Genomic DNA, 25609 nt, shown 5'->3' on the forward strand with positions numbered 1-25609 from the left:
GCTGACCGGGGAGGGTGAAGCCGATGTTCGACGAGCGAAGACGACAAGAAGCACTCGAGGAACTGGGGATCCTCGATACACCGCGCGACGAGCGCATCGATAGAGTGGCACGACTGGCCAAAGAGATGTTCGGTGTGCCCATGGTGAGCGTCTCGCTACTCGACCGTGACCGGCAGTGGCGCAAGACCGAGATCGGCCTCGGCGGATCGGAAGCTCCTCGCCAGGATTCGTTCTGCGACTACACCGTCCGACAGGACCGCACCGTGGTCATCGAAGACGCCAGCACGACCGACATCTTCGCCGACAACCCGTTCGTCATGGGCGACCCCCACCTCCGATTCTACGCCGGACATCCGCTGCACGCCCCGGGCGGAGAGCCCATCGGGACGCTGTGCGTGCTCGACACCAAGCCGCACACTCTCTCGGACGCGCAGCTCGGTCTGCTCCGCGATCTGGCCTTCTGGGTGCAGACCGAACTCGCCAACGACGCCGAGCTCGACCACGCCGCTGTGATCCAGAGCGCACTCCGCCCGCACACCCATCCCGAGATCGACGGCTACACGATCGCCGGCGGCGCCGCCTCCCTGGGCCGCCTCGCCGGCGACTACTACGACCTCAACGTGCACCGCGGAGCACTGCGCATCACACTCGCCGATGCGATGGGCAAGGGCACCGGCCCGGCGCTGATCGCCGCCAGCGTGCGTGCGTCGTTGCGCACGGCTCCGGATCGCACGCTGGCCGAAGCGATCGCCGACGCCGACCGACTGCTCGAGGAAGACCTCGCCGACACCGCGATGTTCGTCACCGCGGTGCATGCGGAACTGCAGCCGAAGACGGGCGAGCTGCAGGTCATCGACGCCGGCCACAGCTTGGCCTTCATCGTGCGGGCGGACGGCTCGTGGGAGCATCTGCGCTCCACCAGCCTGCCACTCGGCATGGGGATGGGACTGGATCCGCCGGAGGTGCGCGCACCACGCACCACGCACCTCGGACCCGGCGATGCCTTCATCTGCTGCAGCGACGGACTCCTCGACGTGCTCGATCCCGATGATCCGTTCGCGCACGTCTACCGCGTGTTGACGACCCTCGGCCCGGACGGGGCGATCCGAGAGGCGTTGCGGCTGGCGAGCGACGACCGGGCGACCGACGACATCACCGTCGTGGTGGTGCGGAGGGATCGGTGACCGCCCGCTTCGCGACGATCCGCGTCCTGGCGCTGCTGTCCGTCCTGCTCGGGGTCAACTACGTCGCCTGGCGATGGCTCGAATCCGTGAACTGGTCGGCGTGGTGGATCGCGGTCCCGCTCGTGATCGCGGAGACGTACAGCCTGATCGACACCTTCCTGTTCTGCCTGACGATGTGGCGTGCCCGCGAACGTCCGGCGCCGGTGTCGCCTCCACAAGGCACCGTCGACGTCTTCATCGCCACATACAACGAGCCGATCGAACTGGTCATGACGACGGCGCGCGCCGCGCGCCGCATCGCCTACCCACATTCCACCTGGATCCTCGACGACGGGTCACGTCCCGAGCTCGAAGCCGCAGCCCGCGAGGCCGGCGTCGGCTATCTGACCCGCTCGGAGGATTGGGAGGGGAAGCCGCGGCACGCCAAGGCGGGAAACCTCAACAGCGCGCTCTTCCAGACCGACGGCGAGTTCCTGCTGATCCTGGACGCCGACCAGATCCCCGACCCGCTCATCCTGCACCGCACCCTCGGCTACTTCGCCGACGACCCGGCAGTCGCGGTCGTACAGACCCCGCAGTGGTTCTTCAACGTCGACGAGGCAGACCCCCTCGGGGCCCAGGCTCCCCTCTTCTACGGTCCGATCCAACAGGGCAAAGATGGCTGGAACGCCGCATTCTTCTGCGGATCGAATGCCGTGCTGCGGCGCGAGGCCCTCATGCAACTCGGCATCATCGGGTACGTGCGCACCGTCACCGATTCGGCGGCCCGCGCGCTGAAGGCCGCCGAGACGCTGATCACGCGCGAAGCCCAGGCCGCGAAAGACGGCAACCTCGGGCTGGAGCTCAGCGCCCTGCGCATCGCGATCACCCGTGGACGCAAAGACCTCGCCGCCGGCCAGCCGGTCTCGGATGTCGCGGATCGCGTACGACAGGCAGTCGATCACGCCTCCCGCATCCTGGTCGCGCAGGACCTCGATTCCATCCGCGCCGACCTGGAAGAGATCGGCCGACTGCCGCTGCAGCACGACGCCGAGCTCGATTCGGTGATCGTCGACGAAGCGGGGCTCGACGCGCTCGCGGCATCCCACCTGTCCCCGGTCACCGCGGTCGACGCCGTTCGGGGCCTCCTCGACGAGCTGCGCCTGGATCGGGGCGCCGAGGCGCAGCCGATACTGCCGCTCGCGACGATCTCGGTCACCGAAGACATGGCCACCGCGATGCAGCTGCACTCGCTGGGCTGGCGCAGCGTGTATCACCACGAGATCCTGGCCAAGGGGCTCGCGCCGGAGGATCTGCGGACGATGCTCACCCAGCGCCTGCGATGGGCGCAGGGCACCCTGCAGGTGATGCTGCGCGACAATCCGCTGGTCAAGCGCGGACTTTCGGCCGGCCAGCGCCTGATGTACTTCGCCACGATGTGGAGCTACCTGTCGGGGTTCGCAGCGATCGTGTACCTCGCCGCGCCCGTCGTCTATCTGGTCGGGGGCATCCTGCCCGTGACCGCCTGGTCGGTCGACTTCTTCGTCCGGTTCCTCCCGTACTTCATCGTCAACCAGGTGCTGTTCCTGGTCATCGCGAAGGGCGTGCGCACCTGGCGCGGGCAGCAGTATTCGCTGGCCCTCTTCCCGGTGTGGATCCGCGCCTGCTGGACGGCGTTCGCGAACGTCGTGTTCGGGCGACCGCTGTCGTTCGCGGTGACGAAGAAAGACGGTCGTGACACCCGCGGCGTGCCATGGCGTGAGATCTGGCCGCAGTTGACGGCCATCGCCGTGCTGAGCATCGCCCTGGTCATCGGAGTGATCCGTGTGTTCGCCGGCACGGCGGACGGCATCGGGACGCTGGTCAACACCGCATGGGTCCTCTACGACCTCCTCGTCCTCAGCGTGATCATCCAGGCCGCGCGGTATCGCGGACCTTCCGCACAGATCCTCGAAAAGGAGTCGAATGAACATCACCACGGATGACAGAGGCGGATACGCCGTCATCGCGATCGCCGGCCGCTTGACGGCATCCGGCGCCTCCCTGCTGCGCAACGCTGTGAGCGACCTCGTCACCGCCGGGCAACCACGAATCGCGGTCGATCTGAGCGGGACGGAATTCGTGGACTCCTCCGGACTCGGTGCGCTCATCGGCGGCCTCAAGAGCGCACGGGTCGCGGGTGGAGATCTGCGGATCGCAGCGGTGCCGGATGCCGTGCGCACGGTGCTGCACCTCACGAACCTCGATCGGGTGCTCCGGGACTACCCCACGCCGGACGCGGCGTTCGATGAACACTGACCAGCCGGGCTTTCACATCGACGGACCCGCCGGGCTCGCCATGGTCGATCGCGCGCTCGACCAACTCGACCTGCTGTGGGCACGCAGCCCTGAGGTCTCGGCGGAGGACCGGACCCTCTTCACCCTGGCGGTGAGCGAGGTCGCGACGAACGTCGTCCAGCACAACGGGACGGCTCCGGTGACGATGACCGTGGACGTGCGGGTCGCGGGTGACGTCCTCTGCGCCGACATCACGGACTCGGCCCCGCCGGCATCGATCGAATGGCGGGACGTCGCGATGCCCGACGCGGACAGCGAGAGTGGCCGAGGGCTCGCCCTCGCGCGGGCCGCACTCGACGAGTTCAGCCACACGTTCGACGAGCACGGAAACACCTGGACTCTGCGGCGCCACCTCACCCTGGCGAGCTGAGCGTCAACACCCTCAGCGGTACGCGGCCACGACCTGTGCCACCGCGGCGCGCTCGGCCTCCGTCGGCTCGGCGATCGCCATCCGGCAGTGCGTGTCCACGACATCGAGGACGCGATACGCCTCCTTCATCCGCGCCATGTCGCCGCCGATGAGCGACACCACGTCGTCGACCGCGTCCTGGGCGGCGGCGATCGCGAGCGTTTCTCCGGAACGCCCGGCATCCGCCAGCGCCCGGAACGGCTTCGGCGTGACGGAGGAGACCCCCGAGACCACACCCTGCGCACCGACCTCGACCGCCGCGATCAGATCACGGTCGGCTCCGGTATAGAGCTCGAAGTCGGCGGGCACCGCGGCCCGGTAGGCGGCGATGTCGCCGAGCGAGAGTTCGCTGATCTTCGCACCGACGACGTTCGGCAGCGCCGACAGACGCACCAGCAGCTCGGGCGACACCGGATTTCCACTTCGGGCCGGGTAGATGTACACGTACAGCCGCCCGTCGCCGACGGCATCCGACACCGCGCGGTAGTACTCGAAGATGGCGTCGTCCGCGGACGGAAGGTAGTACGGGGTGAGGGCGGCGAACTCCGTGGCGCCCAGCTCTCGCGCGGTGCGGGTCAGACGCACGGCCTCGAACGCGCTCGGTCGCCCGACATGAACGATCACGCGCATCCGGTCCTTCAGCTCGTCGAGTGCGGCCCCGACCAGAGCCGCGAACTCCTCAGCATCCACAGCGGGGAACTCGCCTGTGGTGCCGAGGACGAACGCCCCCTCGTTACCCGACTTGCCGACGAACCGGAAGATCGCACGCGACCCCTCGAGATCGAGGGTCCCGTCGCGGTGGAACGCAGTGGGGACGGCGGTCAGGATGTCGTAGCGGGTCACTTCTTGTTCTCCTTGGAGTTCTTGCGGGACGTGCGGCGGGTGGGCGCTTCGACGTTGCGGACGGTCGAGGTGAGCAGGTCGGGGTCGGCGGCGAGTTCACCGTGCGCCTTCTCGATCTGCACGACGCTCTCGGTGTGGAGGATCGAATCCGCCAGCGCAGCCCGCTCGGCCCGCGGCCTTCGCGCGGCACGGATCGCCGGCATCACGATCGACAGGATCGCCAGTGCGAGCAGGATGATGGCGATCGGGCTGACCACCTCGAAGAACGGCCGCGTCGGCAGGATGGCCAGCGTCCTGGCGAGGTTCTCCTCGGCGAGCGGGCCGAGGAGAAGCCCGAGCACGACGGGGCCGGCGGGGACCTGCATGCGCTTGAACAGCACGCCGATCACACCGAAGACCAGCATCGTCACGACCGTGGAGAGGCTGTTCGACGTGGCATAGGTGCCGATGATGCAGAAGATCAGGATGCCGCTCCACAGATACGGTTGCGGCACGTCGAGAAGCTTCACCATGCCCTTCATGCGCACGAGGCTCAGCACCAGCGACAGGATCGTCGCGACCAGCATGATCCCGACGATCGACACGACGAGGTCGGGCCGGTTGGTGAAGAGCGTCGGGCCCGGCGTGATGCCCCAGATGATCATGGAGCCGATCATCACCGCCATGACCGAGTCGCCGGGAATACCGAGCGCCATGGTCGTGGTGAGCGATCCGCCGAGGGTCGCGCTGGATGCGGTGTCACTGGCCGCGACGCCCTCGATCGAGCCCTTCCCGAACATCTCGGGATGCTTCGAGACCTTCCGCGCACGCTCCCAGCCGATGAGTCCGGCGATGTCTCCGCCGGCGGCCGGGATGAGCCCCACTCCGAGGCCGACCGCACCGCCGACGGCGGTCGCGCGTCCGCTCTGCTTCAGCTCCGAGCGGTTCGGCCACCAGCGCCCGAGACTCGAGATCGGTCGCACGTTCGAGGCGCGATGAGTGAGCAGCTGATCGAACAGTTCCGCGATACCGAAGAGTCCGATGATGACCGCGATGAAGTTCACGCCTTCGACCAGTTCGAGCACGTCGAACGTGAAACGCTGGTCGGCGGTCGCGGCGTAGGTGCCGACGGTGCCGAGCATCAGCCCGAAGAGCCCGGCGAAGATGCCCTTGAGCATCGACTTCGACGAGATGCCGATCATGATGGCGATGCCGAAGACGACGAGGGCGAACAGCTCCGGCGACTTGAAGTAGTCGCGGGCGAAGCTGGCGATGGGCACCGCGGCGACGGCGAACAGCACGAGCGAGGCGAGCATGCCGACGGCCGAGACGAGCGCGGAGATGGTGAGCGCCAGGCCGGCACGACCCTGCTTCGCCATGGGATAGCCGTCGAGGGTGGTGGCGATGGATGCCGGCGTGCCCGGGGTGTTGATGAGGATCGAGGGCACCCGGTCACCGAAGTTGGCGGCGACATAGATGGTCAGGAGTACCGCGAGTCCCTGCACCGGTTCGAGCGTCATGGTGAAGCCGGCGGCGAGCGCCACCGCCATCGTCGCGGTGATGCCGGGGAAGGCCCCGACCATGAAGCCGAGCACGAGCCCGACGAGCATGTACAGCAGGATGGAGATGTCGAGGAGCGAGTTGAGCCCCTCCATGAGTGCGTTCACAGCGGAATCCTCAGGAGCATTCCGAACACGATGTAGACGAACGCCGTGACGGAGACGCAGTAGATGACGAGGCTCACCCAGCGGCGGTGGCCGTAGACGACCATCAAGGCGGCCATGAGCAGGGCTGCGGCGATCGGGAAGATCTCGATGCGGTAGCCGAAGAGGATCACGGAGCCCAGCGACCACAGGGCGATGAAGGCACCGGTGATCCCGAGAGTGGCGACGACGCGGACGTACCCGCCCGGCTGGATGCGCTCGAGATCTTCCCGCCCGGGCGCCGGGCGGGTGAGGGCGACCGCGAGGATCGCGAGGGCGACGACGACGCCGCTGACTCCGATGACCATGGGCCAGAAGCGTGCGTCGATCTGGCCGGCCGCCGCCTCACGACGCAGCGGGATCTGCGTCGTGAGGAACAGGTATCCGGCGGTGAAGGCCAGAGCGGCGACGCCGAACGTGATCTCGAGCGGTCGCGAGGCAGGTGCCCCCTGATGCTCGTCCGGTACGGCGGCGTTCACGGGATGCCTCAGCCCAGGAGGTCTTGGAACAGCGTGAACTGCTCGTCGACGTAGGTGGTCCATTCGGCCGAGTCGCGGTAGACGACCAGGTTTCCGGCATCCTTCTGGAACTGCTGGTACGCGTCGGAGTCGACGGCCTCCTTCACGGCGGCCTCGAGCTTCTCCTTCACGTCGTCGGGCAGACCCTTCGGTGCGTAGATCCCGCCCCAGCCACCGAAGGCGACGTCCTCACCGAGGGCTTCTTCGACCGTGGGAACGTCTGCGGCGTCGGGGTGCCGCTCACCGTGCATGACGCCGAGGATGCGGACTGCTTCGCCCTGCGCGAGCGCTTCTCCGAGTCCGGAGACAGCGGCGACGGTCTCACCCGATGCTGCAGCCGCGACAGCGGTCGCGCCGCCGTCGTAGGGCACGGGGGTGAATTCGGCTCCGGTGGCTTCGCCGAGTCCGACGGTCGCGGCCTCCCAGATGGAACCGGCGCCGGAGTTCGCGACAGTCACGGCCCCCGACTCCGCCTGTGTGACGAGGTCTTCGAGGGACTCGATACCGCTGTTCGCGCCGACGGTGATGACGCCGGGGGCGAGCATGATCTGACCGAGCAGATCGAAGTTCTCGGGAAGCACGTCGGCGCTCTGAGTCGTGTTGAGCATCGCGATCTCGACGGGCGCGAAGCCGATGACGTATCCGTCCGGGTCCTGAGAGCCGACGTACTCCATGGCGAGCGCTCCGGCAGCCCCGGGCATGTTCTCGGGGATGACGCTCACGCCGAGGATCTTCTCGAGCTCGGTGGCGAGGGCGCGCGAGGACAGGTCGGATCCCCCGCCCGGGTTGGCCTGGATGATCAGGCGGATGTCCTTCTCGGGGAAGGACGACTCCGCGGTGTCACCCTCTTCGACCTTGGTGCAAGCCGACAGAACCAGAGCGGTGGCGGCGAGAGCGGCGATGGCGGCGGCCGCTCGAGTGATGCGCGTGCGGGGCATCTTTGCTCCTCTACGTTGATCGACCGTGTTGTCGACATCGCGAGAATAGCAGTGTTGACTGTTAACAGTCAACACTGGTACGACTAGCACAGATGGAGCTACATCGCCTCCCCCTGGAACGGTTTCGGGCAGGCTGGCACCGTGAAGGCATGACAGATCTTCTGCGCGATGACTCCCTGTCCCTGCTGACTCGCGGCTACGGTTTCGGCGCGCGCATCTGGCAGCGCGTTCACACCGGCGCACGGTCGGCTCCCATGCGCCTGCTCGGACGCGAGGCCTTGTTCGTGCGGGGAGCCGAAGGCGTCAGTCTCTTCTACGACGAGTCGCGCATTCGCCGCCACGGCGCGATGCCGGCGTTCGTGCAGGAGACGCTGTTCGGCCACGGCTCGGTGCACAGTCTCGACGGCGACGAGCACCGCCACCGGAAATCCACGTTCCTCGACGTGGCCTACGAAGACGCCCAGGTCGAACGACTGACGCCGCACCTGGAGCGCGAGTGGCAGGCGGAGCTCGACGCGTGGGCCGACGGCACCAGCCAGCGCAGCGCCTACGACGCAGCCGTCGGCGCACTGGGGCGCGCCATCATGCGCTGGGCGGGGCTGCCGGGGACCACCGCCGCCAAGACTCGTTGGGCGGAAAGACTCGCACAGGTCGTCGACGGCTTCGGCACCCCCTACTCCCCGAGCTTCCTTATGGCGGTGTTGAACCGCGGTTGGTCCGACCGTCATGCGATGCACCTCATCGAGGCGGTGCGTGCGGGTGAGCTCGAAGCCACGGAGGGCACCGCTCTGCACGAATGGGCCTGGCACCGCGGAGAGGATGGCGCTCTGCTGTCGCCGCGACTCGCGGGCATCGAACTGCAGAACGTGCTGCGACCGACGATCGCGGTCGCGCGTTTCGTCGCCTTCGCGGCGAAGGAGCTGCACGACCGTCCCGAGTGGCGCGCACGGATCGCGGTCGAGACGGAAGAGCGTGGCGCGCTTGTCGGCGGCCCCCTGGCCACTGCCTTCGCGCAGGAGATCCGCCGTACGGCACCCTTCGTGCCGATGCTGCCGGGATGGGCGATCACCGACATCGAGCTCGACGGTGAGCAGGTCTCCGCCGGCGGGCGGGTCGTGCTCGACATCCTCGGGACCGACACGGATGCGCGCTCGTGGCGGCACCCGGAGAAGTTCGACCCGGAGCGTTTCGTCGGCCTCGACGACTACGAGGCACTCCGGGTGTTCATCCCCCACGGCGGCGGCGACGTGGCCACCGGACACCGCTGCCCGGGCGAGAAGCTCGCGATCGCGGGTCTCGCCGCAGCGGTCGCCGCGATGAGCGACCCCCGCGTGACGATCCTCGACGACGGACTCGACGTGAATGAGAGGCGGCTTCCGACGAAGCCGCGGTCGGGCGGGCGCGTGCGCGCCGCGGGGGCGACCGGGGAATCCCGCTGCCCGTTCCACTGAGTCAGCGGTCCGGGGCGCGTCAGCGGTCGGCGTCGCGTCAGCGGTCCGCGATCTCGCTCAGCATTCGATCCCTGGCTCCGTCGAGGTGGGCCGACAGCACGGCGGCCGCCTCTGCCGGTTCACCGACGCGCATGACCTCCATGAGCCGCGCATGATCGGAGGCCGACTCGTGCAGATCCTCGTCGTGATTGATCGTGACCTCCAGGAGAGCGGCGAAGGTGGGTGAGTACTGATCCCACGCGCCATGCAGACGCGGATGGTCGGCGAGTGCGTAGATCTCGGAGTGGAACTCGAGGTCGGCTGTGACGAAGGCGGCGTGGTCACCGGCATCCGCTGCTTCGCCCATACGGGTGACGGCCGCAGCCATCGCCCCCCATCGCGCGTCATCCTCGACCCGCATCGCGCGAGACAACGCGAGTTGCTCGAGAGCGCCCCGCAGGCTGTAGAGCTGGTCGACATCGTCGCGCGTGAGACCGGTGATGTACACGCCGCGCGGGCGCTGCACCTCGACGAGCTTCTCGAAGCTGAGCTGGGTGAGCGCATCGCGGATAGGACCGCGGCTCACGGCGAACTCCTCGGCCAGCGCCTCTTCGGTGAGGCGGGCGCCCGGGGCGAGGTCTCCGCGCACGATCCGCTGCCGCAGCACCTGGGCCACCTGCGCGCCGAGGGATTCGCCCCGCTTGACGGTCTGGCTCACGGTGACCTCCTGTTAACTGTTGACAGGATACACACCTGGTGCCGACACTCTAGTCGCGGTCGCGCGGGTTCCAGAGCACGACGTCGGTGGAGCGGCGCATGCGGCGGCCGGACGCCATCGGGAAGACTCCCGCGGAACCTGCCGCGAACACCCGCACGCCCGGGCGGTTCTCGCGCTCCGCCCGCAGCGCGCTCTCAAGGGCCGAGATGCGGCCGCGCAGCATCCGGTTCTCATCCTCGAGGTCGAGCAACCGCGCGATGGCGGGAAGGCTGACCCCCTCGGAGGAAAGATGGGCGACCTGTCGGAGCTGTTCGATGTTGCGGGTCGAGTAACGCCGCGACCCGCCGGACGTGCGCCCGGGCACGACGAGTCCGATCCTGTCGTACTGCCGCAGAGTCTGCGGGTGCATGCCCGCGAGCTCGGCCGCCACGGCGATCGCGAACACCGGGGTGTCGGCGTCGATGCCTCGCTCAGCCACGGCACCCCACCCCCGCCCCGGTGTCGCGCATCGTCATCGTCGGGCCTTCGCCATCAGGTCGGCGCGAGGGTTCTCGGCAGGCTCGAGAGCATGGAACTTCTCGAGCGCTTCGCGGGCCGCTTCGTCGAGGTGCGTCGGCACGGCGACCTGGAGCTCGGCGAGCAGGTCGCCGGTGCCCTTCGACGTCGTGACACCGCGGCCCTTGACCCGCAGCACCCGCCCGGAGGGGGTGCCCGGCGCGACGCGCAGCTTGACCACGTCGCCACCGAGCGTGGGCACCTCGATGGTTGCCCCGAGGGCGGCTTCCGTGAAGGTCACCGGCACGACGACGCGAAGGTTGAGACCCTCGCGCGTGAACACCGGGTGCGGACGCACGGCGATCTGCACGACGATGTCGCCGCTCTCGCCGCCGTCGGGCGAGGGACGACCTCGCCCGCGCAACCGGATCTTCTGCCCATCGGCGACGCCGGCCGGGATCTTCACTTTGAACGGCTTGCCGTCTTCGCCCTGCAGAGAGATGGTCTCGCCCTGCACCGCGGTGACGAAGTCGAGGGTCGTTCGGGCGGTGACATCGGCGCCCTTCTGCGGACCGCCGAAGCCCCGGTAGCCGCCGGACGTCTGCCCGAAGCGACCGGAGCCGAAAGTCCCGCCCTGACCCTGGTTGAACATCGCGAAGATGTCTTCGAAGTCGGCGTTCTGCGCCCGGCCCTGCTGACCGAATCGGCTGAACACGTCTTCGAAGCCGCCGGCGCCCGCGCGGCTCGCCGTGAAGCGGGCGCCCGAGCCCATCGCGCGGATCTCGTCGTATTCCTTGCGCTGGTCGGCGTCGGAGAGCACCGAGTACGCCTCGCTGATCTCCTTGAACTTCGCCTCGGCCGCAGCATCCCCCTGATTGGAGTCTGGGTGATACTTGCGGGCGAGCTTGCGATACGTCTTCTTGAGATCGGCGTCGCTGACGTCCTTCGCGACCCCGAGGGTCTTGTAGAAGTCCTTGTCGAACCAATCCTGGCTGGCCATCGATCCCCTACTCGGCAGGTACGGCGACGACGACCTTCGCGGGACGCAACTCGATGTCACCGAGGCGGTAACCGACCTCGACGACCTCCAGCACCGTGGTCTTGTCGGTGCCCGGGGTGGGCTGCTGGAAGATCGCCTCGTGACGCTGAGGGTCGAACTCCTCGCCCTTCTCGCCGTACGAGACGACACCCAGGCGCTCCACGACGGCGCGCACCTTGCCGGCGATCACGGCGAAGGGCGTACCCTCCACGAGGTCACCGTGCTGAGCCGCGCGGTCGAGGTCGTCGAGCACGGGGATGAGCCCCTTCGCGGCCTCACCCTTCGCACGTTCGATCTCGACCTGGCGCTGCTCTTCCGTGCGTCGCCGGTAGTTGGCGTATTCAGCCTGGAGGCGCTTGAGGTCGTTGAGCAAAGTGGATTCGAGGTCAGCGAGGACAGCGTCTTCTGCTGCCGCCTCCCCGGTCTGCGTCGCACCGAGGATGTCGTCGACCGTGAGGTCTTCCGGCGCATCGGCGACAGGGCTCTCGTCGGAGCCCTCTGCCGCAGCGGCCTCGGTGGAGTCAGCGTTGCCGAGATCCGGCTGAGGGCCGGACGCCTGCGCGCCCGACCCCTCGCCCTGACCTTCGACAGGCTCGGGGGCCTGATCGTCGAAGTTCTTGTCCGTCATGGTTACTTCTTCTCGTCCTCGTCGTCGACAACCTCGGCGTCGATGACGTCTTCCTCGGAGGAGGAAGCGTCGTCGGCCGTGGGGGCCTCACCGTCGGAAGGTGCACCGGCTGCAGCATCCGTCTGCGACGTGGCGTAGAGCGCCTCGCCGATCTTGGACTGCGACTGGCTCAGTTTGTCGAAGGCGGTCTTCACGGCCTCGTCGTCGTCACCGGCGAGAGCCGTCTTCAGAGCGTCGACATCGGCCTTGACCTCGGTCTTGACCTCTTCGGGCAGCTTGTCGTCGTTCTCGGTGAGGAGCTTCTCGATCGAGTACGCCATCGTCTCCGCCTGGTTGCGGACCTCAGCGGCCTCGCGGCGCTGCTTGTCTTCGGCGGCGTGCTCCTCGGCCTCGCGGACCATGCGCTCGATGTCTTCCTTCGACAGCGACGAGCCGCCGGAGATGACGATCGACTTCTCGGTGCCGGTGCCCTTGTCCTTCGCGGACACGTGCACGATGCCGTTGGCGTCGATGTCGAACGTGACCTCGATCTGCGGGATGCCACGGGGAGCCGGGGCGATACCGGTCAGTTCGAACGTACCCAGCGGCTTGTTGTCGCGGGTGAAGTCGCGCTCACCCTGGAACACCTGGATCGCGACGGACGGCTGGTTGTCGTCTGCCGTGGTGAAAGTCTCGCTGCGCTTGGTCGGGATGGCGGTGTTGCGCTCGATGAGCTTGGTCATCATGCCGCCCTTGGTCTCGATACCGAGGCTCAGCGGGGTGACGTCGATGAGCAGCACGTCCTTGCGCTCACCCTTGAGGACACCGGCCTGGAGGGCCGCGCCGACGGCGACGACCTCGTCCGGGTTGACGCCCTTGTTCGCTTCCTTACCGGTCTCGCGCTTGACGAGTTCGGCGACGGCAGGCATACGGGTCGAACCACCGACGAGCACGATGTGGTCGATCTCGCTGACCTTGATGCCGGCCTCGCGGATGACATCTTCGAACGGCTTCTTGGTGCGGTCGAGGAGGTCCTTGGTGAGGTCCTCGAACTTCGCGCGGGTGATCGTCTCGGAGAGCGACACCGGGCCGGACTCCGTCAGCGACAGGTACGGGAGGTTGATGCTGGTGCTGGTCGAGGAGGAGAGTTCCTTCTTCGCCTGCTCCGCTGCTTCCTTGAGACGCTGCAGCGCGATCTTGTCGCCGGAGACGTCGACACCGGAGGTCTCTTTGAACTGCTTGATCAGGAAGTCGACGACGCGCTGGTCCCAGTCGTCGCCACCGAGGCGGTTGTCACCGGAGGTGGAGCGCACCTGGATGGTCGAGAAGTCGTCGTCCTTGCCCACCTCGAGGAGGGAGACGTCGAACGTTCCACCACCGAGGTCGAACACCAGGATGAGCTCGTCTTCCTTACCCTTGTCGAGGCCGTAAGCGAGAGCGGCCGCGGTGGGCTCGTTGATGATGCGCAGCACGTTGAGGCCGGAGATCTCGCCGGCTTCCTTGGTGGCCTGACGCTCGGCGTCGTTGAAGTACGCGGGAACGGTGATGACGGCGTCCGTCACGGTGTCGCCCAGGTAGGACTCGGCGTCGCGCTTGAGCTTCATGAGGATGCGCGCGGAGATCTCCTGCGGCGTCCACTTCTTGCCGTCGACGTCGAAGCTCCAGTCGGTGCCCATGTGGCGCTTGACCGACGAGATCGTGCGATCGACGTTGGTGACGGCCTGGCGCTTCGCGGTCTCACCGACGAGCACCTCGCCGTCTTTGGTGAAGGCGACAACGGAAGGGGTGGTGCGGAAACCCTCGGCGTTGGCGATGACCTTGGGCTCGCCACCCTCGAGGACGCTGACGACGGAGTTGGTGGTTCCGAGGTCGATACCGACAGCACGTGCCATGTGTTTTCTCCTTTGTTGAAAGTCTGAGCGGATCGGAAATCCGGAGCGAACAGGGAAACCTGAGTCGCGATGACTCAACTGTACTCCGGAGGTCGAATGCTGTCAAACGAAGTTGATAGGAGACGGCTCAACTTTGCTCAAGCCACGGTACGACGTCAGAAGGGTGGCGTGGTGTTGTCTTCGGTGAATGTGACGGTGTTCGGGGGTGGAGGTTTGTCGATGTAGAGGCGGCCGCTGGGGCTGGTCCAGGCGTAGAGGCCGTCGGTGAGGGGTTCGACGTGCCAGTGCCATGAGCCGGTGCCGCGTCGGCGCGCCGATTCGAGTCGGCGGCCGACCCGAACGCACTCCCGGAGGCGCTGCCCTCGGCATCCGCCTGATCCCGCGCCGCCTGATCCCGCGCCGACTGATCCCGCGCCGACTGGTCTCGCGCCGCCTGCCCTTGCACGGTCTTCGCCATCGCGCTGAGCCGTTCGAACGCCCCATGCACGAGCGCGGCGGGCCCGAGGAGGCCGAGCTCTGCCATCCCGTCGGGGCGGTCTTTCACCCAGACGCCCCGCTTCTTGCGGGCATGCTTGTGACGGTCGTCGATCGGCCTGGCCTGAAAGCGTTGACTCTGACACTGTGGCAGGCGGGAGAACTGAGACATGTTGTCCATCGGAGCTGCAGCAGCCCGTCAGGCGCGGATGACCGATCCTGAGCATTCTTCCGGATGCTCAGGATCCTCCTTCCACCAGCGCCCGGGTCCACAGCGCCTGATGCTCTCGCACGTAACGCAGAGCATTCGTCCACTGTTCGCCGTGGCCATCGGCGTACATCGACGCCCACGGCTCCAGCCCGGTCGAGGAAGCCCGTTCCAACAGCGCCAGCATCGCCGCGGTCCTCTGCTGCATGGCACCGGGGAGCGCTTCGCGCATCGACCGGTCCGCTCCGTACCCGGCGATCAGAGCAGCCAGATCTCGTGCCGCGCTCTCGGGCTCACGGTCGACGTCGGACAGCGTGAACGCCTGCGCGGCGTACGCCAGATCCCACAGGCGAGTGCTGGGCGCGGCAGCATCCCAGTCGATGAAGACCCAGCGCTCGCCCCTGACGAGGTTCCAGGGGGCGAGGTCGTTGTGGCAGACGAGCTCGTCGCCCGGCGCAGGAATCGCGGTGAGCCAGGACGCATCTTTCGGCGGCGCATAAGAGGCGCTGGCCTGGTGGATGCTCCGGATCAACGCGCCGACGCGCCGCAGGTCACTCGTCATCAGCGGGGCGTCACCCAGAGCCAGGGTTCCCGGCACGAACTCGATGACCTGACGACCCTGCTCATCGCGACCGCGCGGCTCCGGGGCATCGACCCCGTGCGCCCGAAGCGCCGTGACGAAGTCGTGCACACTCGGTGTCGCCGCAGACCACTGCTTGCGCACGGTGCCGCCGACGCGCACGACCGCGCCGCTCGCATTGCCCCCGGTGAGCACCTCTTCGTCCATCCGTCGACGCTAGCGCGTCCCCGGACCGCCCGGACCCCGGCAAGATGGACCCATGATCCGCGCCGTGCTCTTCGACCTCGATGGCGTCATCCGCCATTTCGATCATGACCCCGCCCTGGAGGGGCGACACGGACTCGAGGACGCAGCACTCGCGCAGGCCGCGTTCGCCGCGCCGCTCATCGACGAGGTCACGACCGGACGCATCACGCGCGCCGAGTGGATCCGGCGCGTCGGCGAGCAGACGGGTGCACCGGAGGCCGCCGAAGAATGGGGGCGCACGCCCTTCCGGGTCGATCGCGCGATGACGACCCTGGCCGACGAACTCCGGGCGCTCGGCGTCACCTGCGCCATCCTGACCAACGGCACCGACACCATCGCGGAAGAAGTCGAAGCCTGCGGGCTCACCGACCATTTCGACCCGATCTTCAATTCCGCCGACATCGGCCACACCAAGCCCGACCCTCGTGCATTCGCGCACGTCGCGCAGGCGCTGCAGATTCCCACCGACGAAATCTTCTTCACCGACGACTCCCCCACGAAACTCGCCGGTGCCGACGAGTTCGGCATGCGCACGCACCACTTCACCGGCGTCCGCAGTCTGCGGTCAGCGCTCCGGGACGCGGGACTCCCGGTCGCTCCCGTCTCCGAAACACACCCGTCACAGTGACCCCTTAGAGTCGCATCATGCCTCGGCCCACCCTCCTCGCCGTCTCCCACGGCACGTCCGACGCGGACGGCGCCCGAGCGATCGCCGAACTCGTTCACGCCGTCGCCGAGCGGCTATCCGACGTCGACGTGCGAGCCGCGTTCGTCGACGTGCAGGAACCGGATGCCGTCGACGCTCTCGCCGCCGTCGTCGGCCCGGTCGTGATCGTGCCGCTCCTGCTGTCGAGCGGGTTCCACGTGCACCACGACCTGCACGGAATGGCCGACCCGAGAGCGGATGCCGTCGTCGCCGCGCCCCTGGGACCCGACCGGAGGCTCGCCGCCGTGCTCGCGGAGCGACTGCCCCCGGCGTCCGACCAGCCGGTGATCCTGGCCGTCGCCGGGTCCCGCGACCCTCGATCGTTGACGGATGCCGAAGCCATGGCCACCGTGCTCCGCGAGCACCTCGGCCGGCGGATCGAACTCGCCTATCTCGCCGCGCGCCAGCCCGATCTGCCGACCGCTCTGGCGGAGCATCCGGATGCCGTCGTCTCGACCTATCTCCTGGCTCGCGGCTACTTCTTCGACCTCGCCGAGCGGGTATCGGCCGACCGGCCGCTCGCCCTGCCACTCCTCGACGGCGGGCCGGTCCCTGGAGCCCTCGTCGACCTCGTGGTCGCGCGCTACGAAGAGGCCGTGGATCGCCTCAGCGACTGAGCACTCCCCTCCGACGCGCCGCACCGTGTCAACGGTCCCGCACCAATGTGTCGCAGCGTGACGCTCGCTGACGCCCCGTGTCATCGAGGTTCTTGAACTGCGTCCAGGCTTCTACTTTGATCCGAAGCCATCCCAGGGAGCAGGGTCATGACCATTCAGCAGCCGACGCCGATCCGCGGTGCCCGCACGCGCACCAATCGCGCGCCGACCAAACCGCACGGCCAGTGGGCGGTCGACGGCCACGAGCCGCTCAACGCGAACGAGGAGTTCAAGCTCGCCGACGACGGGCTCAACGTTCGCGAGCGCATCGAAACGGTGTACGCACAGGGCGGCTTCGCCTCGATCGACCCGACCGACCTGCACGGGCGGTTCCGCTGGTGGGGTCTCTACACCCAGCGCAAGCCGGGCATCGACGGCGGACGCACCGCCCAGCTCGAACCGCATGAGCTCGAGGACGAGTACTTCATGCTGCGGGTCCGCATCGACGGCGGGCAGCTCACCACGCAGCAGCTCCGCGTGATCGGTGAGATCTCCACGGAGTTCGGGCGCGATTCCGCCGACCTCACCGACCGCCAGAACGTGCAGCTGCACTGGGTGCGCGTCGAAGACGTTCCGGAGATCTGGCGGCGCCTCGAAGATGTCGGCCTCAGCACCACCGAAGCCTGCGGAGACGTTCCGCGCGTGGTGCTCGGCTCTCCTGTCGCCGGCATCGCCGACGACGAGCTCATCGACCCGACGCCGCAGATCCGTGAGATCACCGACCGCTTCCTCGGCGACCCGACGCTCGCGAACCTGCCCCGCAAATACAAGACCGCGATCACCGGGCACCCCAGCCAGGATGTCGTTCACGAGATCAACGACTGCGGGTTCGTCGCCGTGGAGCATCCGGAACTCGGCGTCGGCTACGACCTGTGGGTGGGCGGCGCCCTCGCCGCGGTACCGCGACTGGGCGAACGTCTCGGGGCCTTCGTCGCTCCGGATCGCGTGGCCGAGGTCTGGCACGGCGTCACGCAGATCTTCCGCGATTACGGCTACCGTCGGCTGCGGAACAAGGCCAGGCTGAAGTTCCTGCTCGCCGACTGGGGGCCCGAGCGCTTCCGCGAGGTGCTCGAGACGGAATACCTCGACCGTCCGCTTCCCGATGGCCCCGCCGCACCGAAGCCGAAGGGGCAGGGCGATCACGTCGGCATCCACCGGCAGAAGGACGGCCTGTTCTACGTGGGCGCGGCACCCCTGGTCGGTCGCGTCTCGGGCACGATCCTGACCCGTCTCGCCGATCTCGCCGAGGTGCACGGGTCGCACCGCATCCGTACGACCCCGCATCAGAAGCTCCTCGTCCTGGACGTGCCCGAGGCGGAGGTCGAGGCTCTCGTCGACGGGCTCGACGCTCTCGGCCTCTCGGCCCGGCCGAGCCTGTTCCGTCGGGGCACCATCGCCTGCACGGGCATCGAGTACTGCAAGCTCGCGATCGTCGAGACCAAGGTCAACGCCGCAGACGCCATCCGCCAGCTCGAGGAGCGGCTCGGGGCGCTGGAGCCGGAGATCGGCCGCCCCGTCACCATCCATGTGAACGGATGCCCGAACTCGTGCGCGCGCATCCAGGTCGCTGACATCGGACTCAAGGGTCAGCTCATCACCAATGCGGCCGGCGAACAGGTGCCGGGATATCAGGTGCACCTCGGCGGAGGACTCGCCAGCCAGGACCGCGAGGAGGCCGGCCTCGGGCGCACGGTGCGTGGCCTCAAGGTCACGGCCGACGGCATCGCGGACTACGCCGAACGTGTCATCCGCCGCTATCTCGCCGACCGTGAGCACACCGAGACGTTCGCCCAGTGGGCGCACCGGGCCGACGAGGAGGCGCTGCAATGAGCATCCCGATCTCATCGACCGTCCGCGCGACCCGTGCGTCTCGCCGCTCCGTGGACGAGCTGCGCGCGCTCGCGGAACGGGGAGCGGTCGAGTTGCGCAGCCGGAAGCCCGGCGAGGCGACCCCCGCCGAGGTCATCGCGTGGGTCGCCGAGAACTTCGACGTGTCGCAGACGACGGTGGCCTGCTCGATGGCGGATGCTGCACTGCCGCACCTGGTCGCGCAGGGCCTTCCCGGGGTCGACGTCCTCTTCCTCGACACCGGCTACCATTTCGCCGAGACGACCTTCACCCGCAACGAGGTCGCCCGCACCCTGGACGTCCGCATCGTCGATATGAAGCCCGCGCAGACGGTGCAGGAGCAGGATGCGGCACTCGGCCCCGACCTCTTCGCGCGCGACCCCGGCCGGTGCTGCGCGCTCCGCAAGGTCGAACCGCTGCAGCGGTCGCTCCGCGACTACGAACTGTGGTTCACCGGCGTCCGGCGTGAAGAAGCCCCCACCCGCGCCGACACCCCCCTCATCGCCTGGGATGAGCGAAACGGCCTTGTGAAGGTCAACCCGGTCGCCGCCTGGAGCTTCGACGACCTCATCGACTACGCGACCGTGCATGAGGTTCCGGTGAACCCGCTGATCGCGAACGGCTACCCGTCGATCGGCTGCGCCCCGTGCACGAAGCCGGTCGCCGAAGGAGAAGACCCCCGGTCCGGCCGCTGGGCCGGCCTGGCCAAGACAGAATGCGGGTTGCACCTATGAGCACACCGATCACGGAGGGCGTTTCGTCTCGCTCCGCTCGCTCAACGACCGGGGACGCAGGCCTGTCCGCGCTCGACCTGCTCGAGGCCGAGGCCATCCATATCATCCGTGAGGTCGTCGCTGAATTCGAGCGCCCCGTGCTGCTGTTCTCCGGCGGCAAGGACTCCGTCCTCGTCCTGCATCTCGCCACCAAGGCGTTCGCGCCAGGGCGCGTGCCCTTCCCTGTGCTGCACGTCGACACCGGCCACAACTTCCCCGAGGTGATCGCCTTCCGCGACGAGACCGTGGCCCGGCTCGGCATCCGGCTGGAGGTCGCGAGCGTGCAGTCGTACATCGACGACGGCCGACTCGCCGAGCGGCCCGACGGCACCCGCAACCCGCTGCAGACGCAGCCCCTGCTGGACGCGATCGCCACCGGGAAGCACGACGCGGTCTTCGGTGGTGCTCGCCGCGACGAGGACAAGGCCCGCGCCAAGGAGCGCATCATCTCCCTGCGCGACGAGTTCGGTCAGTGGGACCCGCGCAACCAGCGACCGGAGCTGTGGAGCCTCTACAACGGCCGCCACCTCCCGGGTCAGCATGTGCGCGCCTTCCCGATCTCGAACTGGACCGAACTCGACGTCTGGCGCTACATCGAGCGCGAAGGCATCGCGCTGCCGCCGCTCTACTACGCGCAGGAACGCGAGGTCTTCCGCCGCGACGGCATGTGGTGGGCGATCGGCGAACACTCGCGGCCGCGCGCCGGCGAGCAGACCGAACGCCGCGTGGTCCGCTACCGGACCGTCGGCGACATGAGCTGCACGGGCGCCGTGGAATCGGATGCCGCCGACACGGCATCCGTCGTCGCGGAGATCGCTCGATCGACCCTCACCGAGCGCGGTGCGACGAGAGCGGACGACCGCATCAGCGAAGCCGCCATGGAGGACCGCAAGAAAGACGGGTACTTCTGATGAGTGACACGATCACCGACACGACGCTGTTCCGGTTCGCCACTGCCGGGTCGGTCGACGACGGGAAGTCGACCCTCGTCGGACGGCTCCTGCACGACGCGAAGGCGATCCTCGCCGACCAGCTCGCTCAGGTCGAGACGACGTCACGGCAGCGGGGCTTCGCGCACGGCGACTTCGACTTCGCCCTGCTGACCGACGGTCTGCGCGCCGAACGCGAACAGGGTATCACGATCGACGTCGCATACCGTTACTTCGCCACCGACCGACGCAGCTTCATCCTCGCCGACTGCCCGGGACACGTGCAGTACACCCGCAACATGGTCACCGGTTCTGCCACCGCTGACGCCGTGATCGTGCTGGTCGACGCCCGCAAGGGGATCGTGGAGCAGACTCGCCGCCACCTCGCCGTCGTGTCCCTCCTCCGCGTCGCGCACGTGATCATCGCGGTCAACAAGATCGACCTCATCGACCATGACGAAGACCGTTTCGTCGAGATCGAGCTCGAGGCGGCGCGCGTGGCCGAACAGCTGGGACTGCACGGCATCCACGTGCTCCCCGTCTCCGCGTTGGAAGGCGACAACATCGTCGACCGCTCTGTGCGCACGCCCTGGTACGACGGTCCGACGCTGATCGAGCTGCTCGAGGCGCTTCCGCGTCAGGATGAAGCGGATGCCGCCGCATCCGCTTTCCGCCTTCCGGTGCAACTCGTGCTTCGTCCGCAGGGCGGACTCTCCCCCGAGATCGACCGGGCCGACGCCGAGGACTACCGCGACTTCCGTGGCTTCGCCGGCCGGATCGCGGCCGGAGCGGTGCGCGTCGGCGACCGCGTCGACGTCTTCCCCGGCGGACTCGAGACGACCGTCACCGGCATCCATGTCGCCGGAGAGGTGGCGGATGCCGCCATCGCACCGCAATCCGTGACGCTGACCCTCGCCGACGACGTCGACGCGGCGCGAGGAGCAGTGATCGCTGCGAGCGGCACCGCGCCGACCGGGACCCGAGAGGCCGTGGTGGAGCTGTTCCACCTTGATCCGCGGGCCGTGACCGGCGGCACCAGAGTGCTCGTCAAGCACGGAACCGCGACCGTGCAGGCCCTCGTCACGGAAGTTCTGTCGCGACGCGACCTCGAGACCCTCGACCTGCAGGAGGCGAGCCTTCTCACCGCGAACGAGATCGGACGCGTGCGGTTGCGGTTCGCCGCCGATCTGCCGCTCGAGCCGTACGCGCGCGACAGGTCGAGCGGCTCGCTGCTGCTCATCCACCCCGCCGACGGGGCCACGCTCGCCGCAGCGACCGTCATCGACGACCACTGACCATCCGCACCACCGACCATCCGCACCACCGACCATCCGCACCACCGAAACGCTGAGGAGGCGAAACCGTGAAGACACTCCGCACCACGACACTCACTGCCCTGGGACTGAGCGCGATGATGCTCGCCGGCTGCGCCTCCGCCTCGGCGACCGGCAACGCGGGGGGAGAATCCGACACCCTGGACGAGGTGCGTGTGGGGTACTTCGCGAACGTCACCCACGCGCCGGCACTGGTCGGTCTCTCCGAAGGGCTGTTCGATGAGGCACTGGGCGGTGTGGATCTGACGACGGAGGTGTTCAACGCCGGCCCTGCCGCCATCGAAGCACTGTCGGCAGGCGCGATCGACGCCACCTATATCGGCCCCAACCCGTCGATCAACACGTTCATCCAGTCCGGAGGCGCGTCGGCGAAGATCATCGCCGGCGCCACCTCGGGCGGCGCGGCTCTCGTGGTGCGCGAGGGCATCGACGAGCCCGAAGATCTCGAGGGGGCGAACATCGCGACTCCGCAGCTCGGCAACACGCAGGATGTCGCGCTCCGCAGCTGGCTGGCCGAGGAGGGCTTCGAAACCTCGACCGCGGGGGCGGGAGACGTGACGATCACACCGACCGAGAACGCACAGACGCTCACGCTCTTCCAGCAGGGCAAGCTCGACGGCGCGTGGCTGCCCGAGCCGTGGGTCTCGCGGCTCGTCGTCGAGGCGGACGCTCACGTCCTCGTCGACGAAGCAGACCTCTGGGCCGACGGCGCATTCCCGACCACCGTGCTGCTCGTGCGGGCGGAGTTCGCCGCGCAGCATCCGGAGATCGTCGAAGACCTGCTCGCCGGGCACGTCGCCGCGGTGTCCTGGCTCGATGAACATGCCGACCAGGCCCCCGCCGTCATCAACGACGTGCTGGAGGAGGCGACCGGCAAGCCGCTCGCCCACGACGTGCTCGCCCGCGCCCTGGAGAACGTGTCCTTCACCGTGGATCCGCACGCGGAGACGTTCGAGACTCTCGTCGCCGACGGCCTGGCGGCCGGCACTCAGAAGGAAGGCTCGATCGACGGACTCTTCGACCTGCGGGCACTCAACGCGCTGCTCGAAGAAGACGGCCAGGAACCCGTCTCCGCCGCAGAACTCGGAGAGCAATGATGAGCGCGGCAACGGGGCAGGCACTGCCGCACCAGGTATCCGCGACGGGCATCACCGCCCTGCGTCCGAGCTTCGACGGCGTGACGCCGCCGGCGATCACCGCGCCCGCGGTCGACCCGGCCGTGCGGCTGTCGAAAGTCACGAAGCGCTACGGCTCGGGGCCGCTCGTCCTCGACGACGTGTCCCTCGACATCGCTCCGGGCGAGTTCGTATGCCTCCTCGGCGCCTCCGGGTGCGGCAAGTCCACGCTGCTGAACCTCATCGCGGGCCTCGAACCGCTGACTTCCGGGGCGATCGACACCAGTGCCGCGTCGCCAGGGGCGGCGGTCATGTTCCAGGAGTCGGCTCTCATGCCGTGGCTGACCGCGCGCAAGAACGTCGAGCTCGCCCTCCGGCTGCGCGGTGTCCCCCGCGGCGAGCGCCGTGAAGAGGCGCAGCGGCTGCTCGCGACGGTGAACCTCGAAGAGGCGGGCGACAAGCGGCCGCACGAGCTGTCCGGAGGCATGCGTCAGCGGGTCGCGCTCGCCAGGGCACTGGCTCAGGATCGACCGGTGCTCCTGATGGACGAGCCGTTCGCCGCACTCGACGCGATCACCCGCGATCTCCTGCACGAGGAACTCGAGCGGGTGTGGCGCGCCACCGGCCGCACCATCGTCTTCGTCACCCACAACGTGCGCGAGGCCGCTCGTCTCGGCCAGCGCGTCATCCTGCTCTCGAGTCGTCCCGGCCGCGTCGTCGGGGAATGGCGGGTCGCCGCCACCACCGGCCGACGCATCGAATCGCCCGAGGTCGCCGCCCTCGCCACCGAGATCACCGCAGAGCTGCGAAAGGAGATCCGCCGCAATGCCTCCTGAAACCACCGCACCCGCACGGGCGACCGCACCGGTCGAGACGAAGGACGCCGACGACCTGCGCACGCTCTCCGCCGGCCTCGATCGGCTTCAGAGCGCCGAAGGTGATCGGCGTCCGCGATGGCGCGCCACCGTGTCGAAGGTGCTGCCCCCGATCGTCCTGTTGCTGGCGCTCGTGGCGGCGTGGCAGTTCGCCGTCGTCATCGCCGCTCCGCGCCCCGACATCGCCCCCGGTCCGGTGCACGTGGCCGGGGCCTTGGGCGACGCATGGGAGTCCGGCCGCCTGCAGGAAGCGGTGCTCACCAGTCTCGAGCGTGGCGTCATCGGCTTCCTCATCGCGATCGCGATCGGAACTCCCCTGGGGCTGCTCCTCGCCGAGTGGAAGCCGCTGCGCCGTGCCGCAGGCCCCCTCATCTCCGGGCTGACGGTGCTGCCGTCGGTCGCGTGGGTCCCCGCCGCCATCATCTGGTTCGGACTGTCCGACGCCACGGTCTACTTCGTGATCCTGATGGGCGCGATCCCCTCGATCGTCAACGGCCTGCTCTCCGGCATCGATCAGGTGCCGCCGCAGTTGCGCCGGGTCGGGACGGTGTTGGGCGCGAGCCGTTGGCAGCTCGCCACCGTCGTCGTGCTTCCGGCGGCGCTGCCCGGCTACGTCGCGGGGCTCAAGCAGGGGTGGGCGTTCTCCTGGCGGTCGCTGATGGCGGCGGAGATCATCACCGTCGGAGGCTCCATCGGGTTCGGGCTCGGATCGATGCTCAATCAGTCGCGGGAGCTCGCCGACCTCGCCAGCGTGCTCGGTACGATTCTGCTGATCCTCGCGATCGGCATCCTGATCGAGCTGGCCATCTTCGGTCCGCTGGAACGACGGATGCTGCGCAGCCGCGGTTTCGTCGTGGGAGGCGACCGATGACCGGAACAGTCACACTGGTGGGCGCGGGCCCCGGCGACGCCGGCCTGCTCACCGTGCGCGGACTCCGCGCCCTGCAGGACGCCGATGTCATCGTCGCCGACCGGCTCGGCGCCCGCGCCGTCCTCGACCAGCTGGCCGCGGACGGGGTGCAGCTCTCCGCCGAGGTGATCGACGTCGGCAAGCTGCCCGGTCACCACCCGGTGCCGCAGGACGGCATCAACGCCCTGCTGGTCCAGCTCGCCTCCGCCGGTCGCCGAGTCGTGCGACTGAAGGGCGGCGACCCCTTCGTCTACGGCCGCGGTCGTGAAGAGCAGCAGCACTGCGAGGATGCCGGAATCCCCGTCGAGGTCGTGCCGGGGGTCACCAGTGCCGTGTCGGTGCCGGCCGTTGCGGGAATCCCGTTGACGCACCGCGGCATCGCGGCATCCTTCACCGTCCTCAGCGGACACGACCAGATCGATCAGGTTCCCGGCGGCAGCGACCATACGGTGGTGCTGCTGATGGGCGTGAACACGCTCGGGCACTCCGCGCATGTGCTCAGCGCGGGCGCCCGCGGCGTCGACTGCCCGGTCGCGATCACCGAAGACGGGTACGGCGAGCGCGAGCGTGTCACCATCGGCACACTCGGCACGATCGCGCATCTCGCCGCCGGCCGTCAGGTGCGCTCGCCTGCTGTGGTGGTCGTCGGCGAGGTGGTGCGGTTGAGTCCGCATGCGGCATCGGCCCTGTCCGGGTCGGCGCCCGCCGCTGATCGTGCGCCGCGACCGCACTGGGCCGACGCTCTCGATGCCGGGCTCGCCGTCGACACCGGGCTGATCCAGGCAGTCGATTCTCTGTCACCGGCATCCGCCCGCCGCTCTCCGCTCACCTCACTGTTCTCGCGCTCCCGCTGACCCTGCGCCCCTGACCCGCCCTCCGAAAGG

25 protein-coding genes are annotated in these 25609 nt (G+C 68.4%); 15 read left to right on the forward strand and 10 right to left on the reverse strand.

Annotated features, from left to right (window positions below):
* Nucleotides 1-23 precede the first annotated feature (23 nt).
* The 4 genes from D7252_RS03890 to D7252_RS03905 are packed head-to-tail and all read left to right on the forward strand — an operon-like array spanning nucleotide 24 to nucleotide 3870.
* Nucleotides 24-1184, forward strand: coding sequence for a PP2C family protein-serine/threonine phosphatase (locus D7252_RS03890; RefSeq protein ID WP_120774195.1), 1161 nt, complete (start codon nucleotides 24-26; stop codon nucleotides 1182-1184).
* Nucleotides 1181-3148 (forward strand): glycosyltransferase, encoded by a 1968-nt coding sequence (locus tag D7252_RS03895; RefSeq protein WP_120774196.1) that lies wholly within the window; start codon nucleotides 1181-1183, stop codon nucleotides 3146-3148. Before D7252_RS03890 ends, D7252_RS03895 begins: the two co-directional genes overlap by 4 nt.
* A complete protein-coding gene (locus D7252_RS03900; RefSeq protein WP_120774197.1) occupies nucleotides 3129-3461 on the forward strand; it encodes an STAS domain-containing protein in 333 nt (110 codons plus the stop codon). The genes D7252_RS03895 and D7252_RS03900 overlap by 20 nt, the downstream gene beginning before the upstream one ends.
* On the forward strand, nucleotides 3451-3870 hold the full coding sequence (locus D7252_RS03905) for an ATP-binding protein (RefSeq protein ID WP_183055168.1): 420 nt from the start codon (nucleotides 3451-3453) through the stop codon (nucleotides 3868-3870). The genes D7252_RS03900 and D7252_RS03905 overlap by 11 nt, the downstream gene beginning before the upstream one ends.
* 12 nt (nucleotides 3871-3882) lie before the next feature.
* Here the strand turns inward: D7252_RS03905 and D7252_RS03910 are convergent, their stop codons facing one another.
* From D7252_RS03910 to D7252_RS03925, 4 genes are read right to left on the reverse strand one after another with little or no spacing between them, the layout of a single operon-like run.
* The gene (locus tag D7252_RS03910; RefSeq protein WP_120774199.1) at nucleotides 3883-4752 is read right to left on the reverse strand and encodes a dihydrodipicolinate synthase family protein; all 870 of its coding nucleotides are present in this window, start codon (nucleotides 4750-4752) and stop codon (nucleotides 3883-3885) included.
* The gene (locus D7252_RS03915) at nucleotides 4749-6398 is read right to left on the reverse strand and encodes a tripartite tricarboxylate transporter permease (RefSeq protein ID WP_120774200.1); all 1650 of its coding nucleotides are present in this window, start codon (nucleotides 6396-6398) and stop codon (nucleotides 4749-4751) included. Before D7252_RS03915 ends, D7252_RS03910 begins: the two co-directional genes overlap by 4 nt.
* A complete protein-coding gene (locus D7252_RS03920) occupies nucleotides 6395-6913 on the reverse strand; it encodes a tripartite tricarboxylate transporter TctB family protein (protein ID WP_259461039.1) in 519 nt (172 codons plus the stop codon). Before D7252_RS03920 ends, D7252_RS03915 begins: the two co-directional genes overlap by 4 nt.
* An 8-nt stretch (nucleotides 6914-6921) precedes the next feature.
* On the reverse strand, nucleotides 6922-7890 hold the full coding sequence (locus D7252_RS03925; RefSeq protein ID WP_120774202.1) for a tripartite tricarboxylate transporter substrate binding protein: 969 nt from the start codon (nucleotides 7888-7890) through the stop codon (nucleotides 6922-6924).
* Nucleotides 7891-8039: 149 nt separating this feature from the next.
* Here D7252_RS03925 and D7252_RS03930 point away from each other — a divergent pair, with 149 nt between their 5' ends.
* A complete protein-coding gene (locus D7252_RS03930; protein ID WP_120774203.1) occupies nucleotides 8040-9341 on the forward strand; it encodes a cytochrome P450 in 1302 nt (433 codons plus the stop codon).
* 37 nt (nucleotides 9342-9378) lie between these two features.
* Here D7252_RS03930 and D7252_RS03935 read toward each other — a convergent pair whose 3' ends face one another.
* From D7252_RS03935 to D7252_RS03960, 6 genes are all read right to left on the reverse strand, one after another.
* Nucleotides 9379-10038: a GntR family transcriptional regulator gene (locus tag D7252_RS03935; protein ID WP_120774204.1), complete on the reverse strand. Its 660-nt coding sequence runs from the start codon at nucleotides 10036-10038 to the stop codon at nucleotides 9379-9381.
* A 49-nt stretch (nucleotides 10039-10087) separates the two neighbouring features.
* On the reverse strand, nucleotides 10088-10516 hold the full coding sequence (locus tag D7252_RS03940) for a heat shock protein transcriptional repressor HspR (protein WP_120774205.1): 429 nt from the start codon (nucleotides 10514-10516) through the stop codon (nucleotides 10088-10090).
* Between the two features lie 33 nt (nucleotides 10517-10549).
* Nucleotides 10550-11533: a DnaJ C-terminal domain-containing protein gene (locus tag D7252_RS03945; protein WP_120774206.1), complete on the reverse strand. Its 984-nt coding sequence runs from the start codon at nucleotides 11531-11533 to the stop codon at nucleotides 10550-10552.
* A gap of 7 nt (nucleotides 11534-11540) precedes the next feature.
* Nucleotides 11541-12200 (reverse strand): nucleotide exchange factor GrpE, encoded by a 660-nt coding sequence (locus D7252_RS03950; RefSeq protein ID WP_120774207.1) that lies wholly within the window; start codon nucleotides 12198-12200, stop codon nucleotides 11541-11543.
* Nucleotides 12201-12202: 2 nt separating this feature from the next.
* Entirely contained in the window at nucleotides 12203-14071 is a 1869-nt protein-coding gene (gene dnaK, locus D7252_RS03955; protein ID WP_120774208.1) for a molecular chaperone DnaK, read from the reverse strand.
* A 713-nt stretch (nucleotides 14072-14784) separates the two neighbouring features.
* Nucleotides 14785-15540: a phosphotransferase gene (locus tag D7252_RS03960; protein ID WP_120774209.1), complete on the reverse strand. Its 756-nt coding sequence runs from the start codon at nucleotides 15538-15540 to the stop codon at nucleotides 14785-14787.
* Between the two features lie 52 nt (nucleotides 15541-15592).
* On the opposite strand from D7252_RS03960, the gene D7252_RS03965 reads away from it, so the two are divergent.
* The 10 genes from D7252_RS03965 (at nucleotide 15593) to cobA (ending at nucleotide 25579) form a co-directional block, all read left to right on the forward strand.
* Nucleotides 15593-16207 carry an HAD family phosphatase gene (locus D7252_RS03965; protein ID WP_120774210.1) on the forward strand — a complete coding sequence of 205 codons (615 nt, stop codon included), beginning with the start codon at nucleotides 15593-15595 and terminating at the stop codon, nucleotides 16205-16207.
* A 17-nt stretch (nucleotides 16208-16224) separates the two neighbouring features.
* Entirely contained in the window at nucleotides 16225-16902 is a 678-nt protein-coding gene (locus D7252_RS03970; RefSeq protein WP_120774211.1) for a sirohydrochlorin chelatase, read from the forward strand.
* 147 nt (nucleotides 16903-17049) lie between these two features.
* Nucleotides 17050-18771, forward strand: coding sequence for a nitrite/sulfite reductase (locus D7252_RS03975; protein ID WP_120774212.1), 1722 nt, complete (start codon nucleotides 17050-17052; stop codon nucleotides 18769-18771).
* Nucleotides 18768-19523, forward strand: coding sequence for a phosphoadenylyl-sulfate reductase (locus D7252_RS03980; RefSeq protein ID WP_120774213.1), 756 nt, complete (start codon nucleotides 18768-18770; stop codon nucleotides 19521-19523). Before D7252_RS03975 ends, D7252_RS03980 begins: the two co-directional genes overlap by 4 nt.
* A complete protein-coding gene (gene cysD, locus D7252_RS03985; protein ID WP_120774214.1) occupies nucleotides 19520-20473 on the forward strand; it encodes a sulfate adenylyltransferase subunit CysD in 954 nt (317 codons plus the stop codon). The genes D7252_RS03980 and cysD overlap by 4 nt, the downstream gene beginning before the upstream one ends.
* Nucleotides 20473-21786: a sulfate adenylyltransferase subunit 1 gene (locus D7252_RS03990; RefSeq protein WP_120774215.1), complete on the forward strand. Its 1314-nt coding sequence runs from the start codon at nucleotides 20473-20475 to the stop codon at nucleotides 21784-21786. Before cysD ends, D7252_RS03990 begins: the two co-directional genes overlap by 1 nt.
* A 68-nt stretch (nucleotides 21787-21854) precedes the next feature.
* Nucleotides 21855-22922, forward strand: a complete 1068-nt coding sequence (locus D7252_RS03995; protein ID WP_120774216.1) for an ABC transporter substrate-binding protein — start codon at nucleotides 21855-21857, stop codon at nucleotides 22920-22922.
* Entirely contained in the window at nucleotides 22922-23776 is an 855-nt protein-coding gene (locus D7252_RS04000; RefSeq protein ID WP_120776785.1) for an ABC transporter ATP-binding protein, read from the forward strand. The genes D7252_RS03995 and D7252_RS04000 overlap by 1 nt, the downstream gene beginning before the upstream one ends.
* Nucleotides 23766-24686 (forward strand): ABC transporter permease, encoded by a 921-nt coding sequence (locus D7252_RS04005; protein WP_120774217.1) that lies wholly within the window; start codon nucleotides 23766-23768, stop codon nucleotides 24684-24686. Before D7252_RS04000 ends, D7252_RS04005 begins: the two co-directional genes overlap by 11 nt.
* Nucleotides 24683-25579: a uroporphyrinogen-III C-methyltransferase gene (gene cobA / locus D7252_RS04010; protein ID WP_120774218.1), complete on the forward strand. Its 897-nt coding sequence runs from the start codon at nucleotides 24683-24685 to the stop codon at nucleotides 25577-25579. Before D7252_RS04005 ends, cobA begins: the two co-directional genes overlap by 4 nt.
* Nucleotides 25580-25609 lie beyond the last annotated feature (30 nt).

Source organism: Microbacterium sp. CGR2, assembly GCF_003626735.1.
GTDB lineage: Bacteria > Actinomycetota > Actinomycetes > Actinomycetales > Microbacteriaceae > Microbacterium.

Bases quoted from the DNA above. Each gene is read 5' to 3' on its own strand.
- D7252_RS03930 (WP_120774203.1), top strand. From the start codon at position 8,040: ATGACAGATCTTCTGCGCGATGACTCCCTGTCCCTGCTGACTCGCGGC.
- D7252_RS03990 (WP_120774215.1), top strand. From the start codon at position 20,473: ATGAGTGACACGATCACCGACACGACGCTGTTCCGGTTCGCCACTGCC.
- D7252_RS03900 (WP_120774197.1), top strand. From the start codon at position 3,129: ATGAACATCACCACGGATGACAGAGGCGGATACGCCGTCATCGCGATC.
- D7252_RS03925 (WP_120774202.1), bottom strand. From the start codon at position 7,890: ATGCCCCGCACGCGCATCACTCGAGCGGCCGCCGCCATCGCCGCTCTC.
- D7252_RS03950 (WP_120774207.1), bottom strand. From the start codon at position 12,200: ATGACGGACAAGAACTTCGACGATCAGGCCCCCGAGCCTGTCGAAGGT.
- D7252_RS03970 (WP_120774211.1), top strand. From the start codon at position 16,225: ATGCCTCGGCCCACCCTCCTCGCCGTCTCCCACGGCACGTCCGACGCG.
- D7252_RS03960 (WP_120774209.1), bottom strand. From the start codon at position 15,540: ATGGACGAAGAGGTGCTCACCGGGGGCAATGCGAGCGGCGCGGTCGTG.
- D7252_RS03905 (WP_183055168.1), top strand. From the start codon at position 3,451: ATGAACACTGACCAGCCGGGCTTTCACATCGACGGACCCGCCGGGCTC.
- D7252_RS04005 (WP_120774217.1), top strand. From the start codon at position 23,766: ATGCCTCCTGAAACCACCGCACCCGCACGGGCGACCGCACCGGTCGAG.
- D7252_RS03975 (WP_120774212.1), top strand. From the start codon at position 17,050: ATGACCATTCAGCAGCCGACGCCGATCCGCGGTGCCCGCACGCGCACC.
- cysD (WP_120774214.1), top strand. From the start codon at position 19,520: ATGAGCACACCGATCACGGAGGGCGTTTCGTCTCGCTCCGCTCGCTCA.
- D7252_RS03945 (WP_120774206.1), bottom strand. From the start codon at position 11,533: ATGGCCAGCCAGGATTGGTTCGACAAGGACTTCTACAAGACCCTCGGG.
- D7252_RS04000 (WP_120776785.1), top strand. From the start codon at position 22,922: ATGAGCGCGGCAACGGGGCAGGCACTGCCGCACCAGGTATCCGCGACG.
- D7252_RS03890 (WP_120774195.1), top strand. From the start codon at position 24: ATGTTCGACGAGCGAAGACGACAAGAAGCACTCGAGGAACTGGGGATC.
- D7252_RS03965 (WP_120774210.1), top strand. From the start codon at position 15,593: ATGATCCGCGCCGTGCTCTTCGACCTCGATGGCGTCATCCGCCATTTC.
- dnaK (WP_120774208.1), bottom strand. From the start codon at position 14,071: ATGGCACGTGCTGTCGGTATCGACCTCGGAACCACCAACTCCGTCGTC.
- cobA (WP_120774218.1), top strand. From the start codon at position 24,683: ATGACCGGAACAGTCACACTGGTGGGCGCGGGCCCCGGCGACGCCGGC.
- D7252_RS03980 (WP_120774213.1), top strand. From the start codon at position 18,768: ATGAGCATCCCGATCTCATCGACCGTCCGCGCGACCCGTGCGTCTCGC.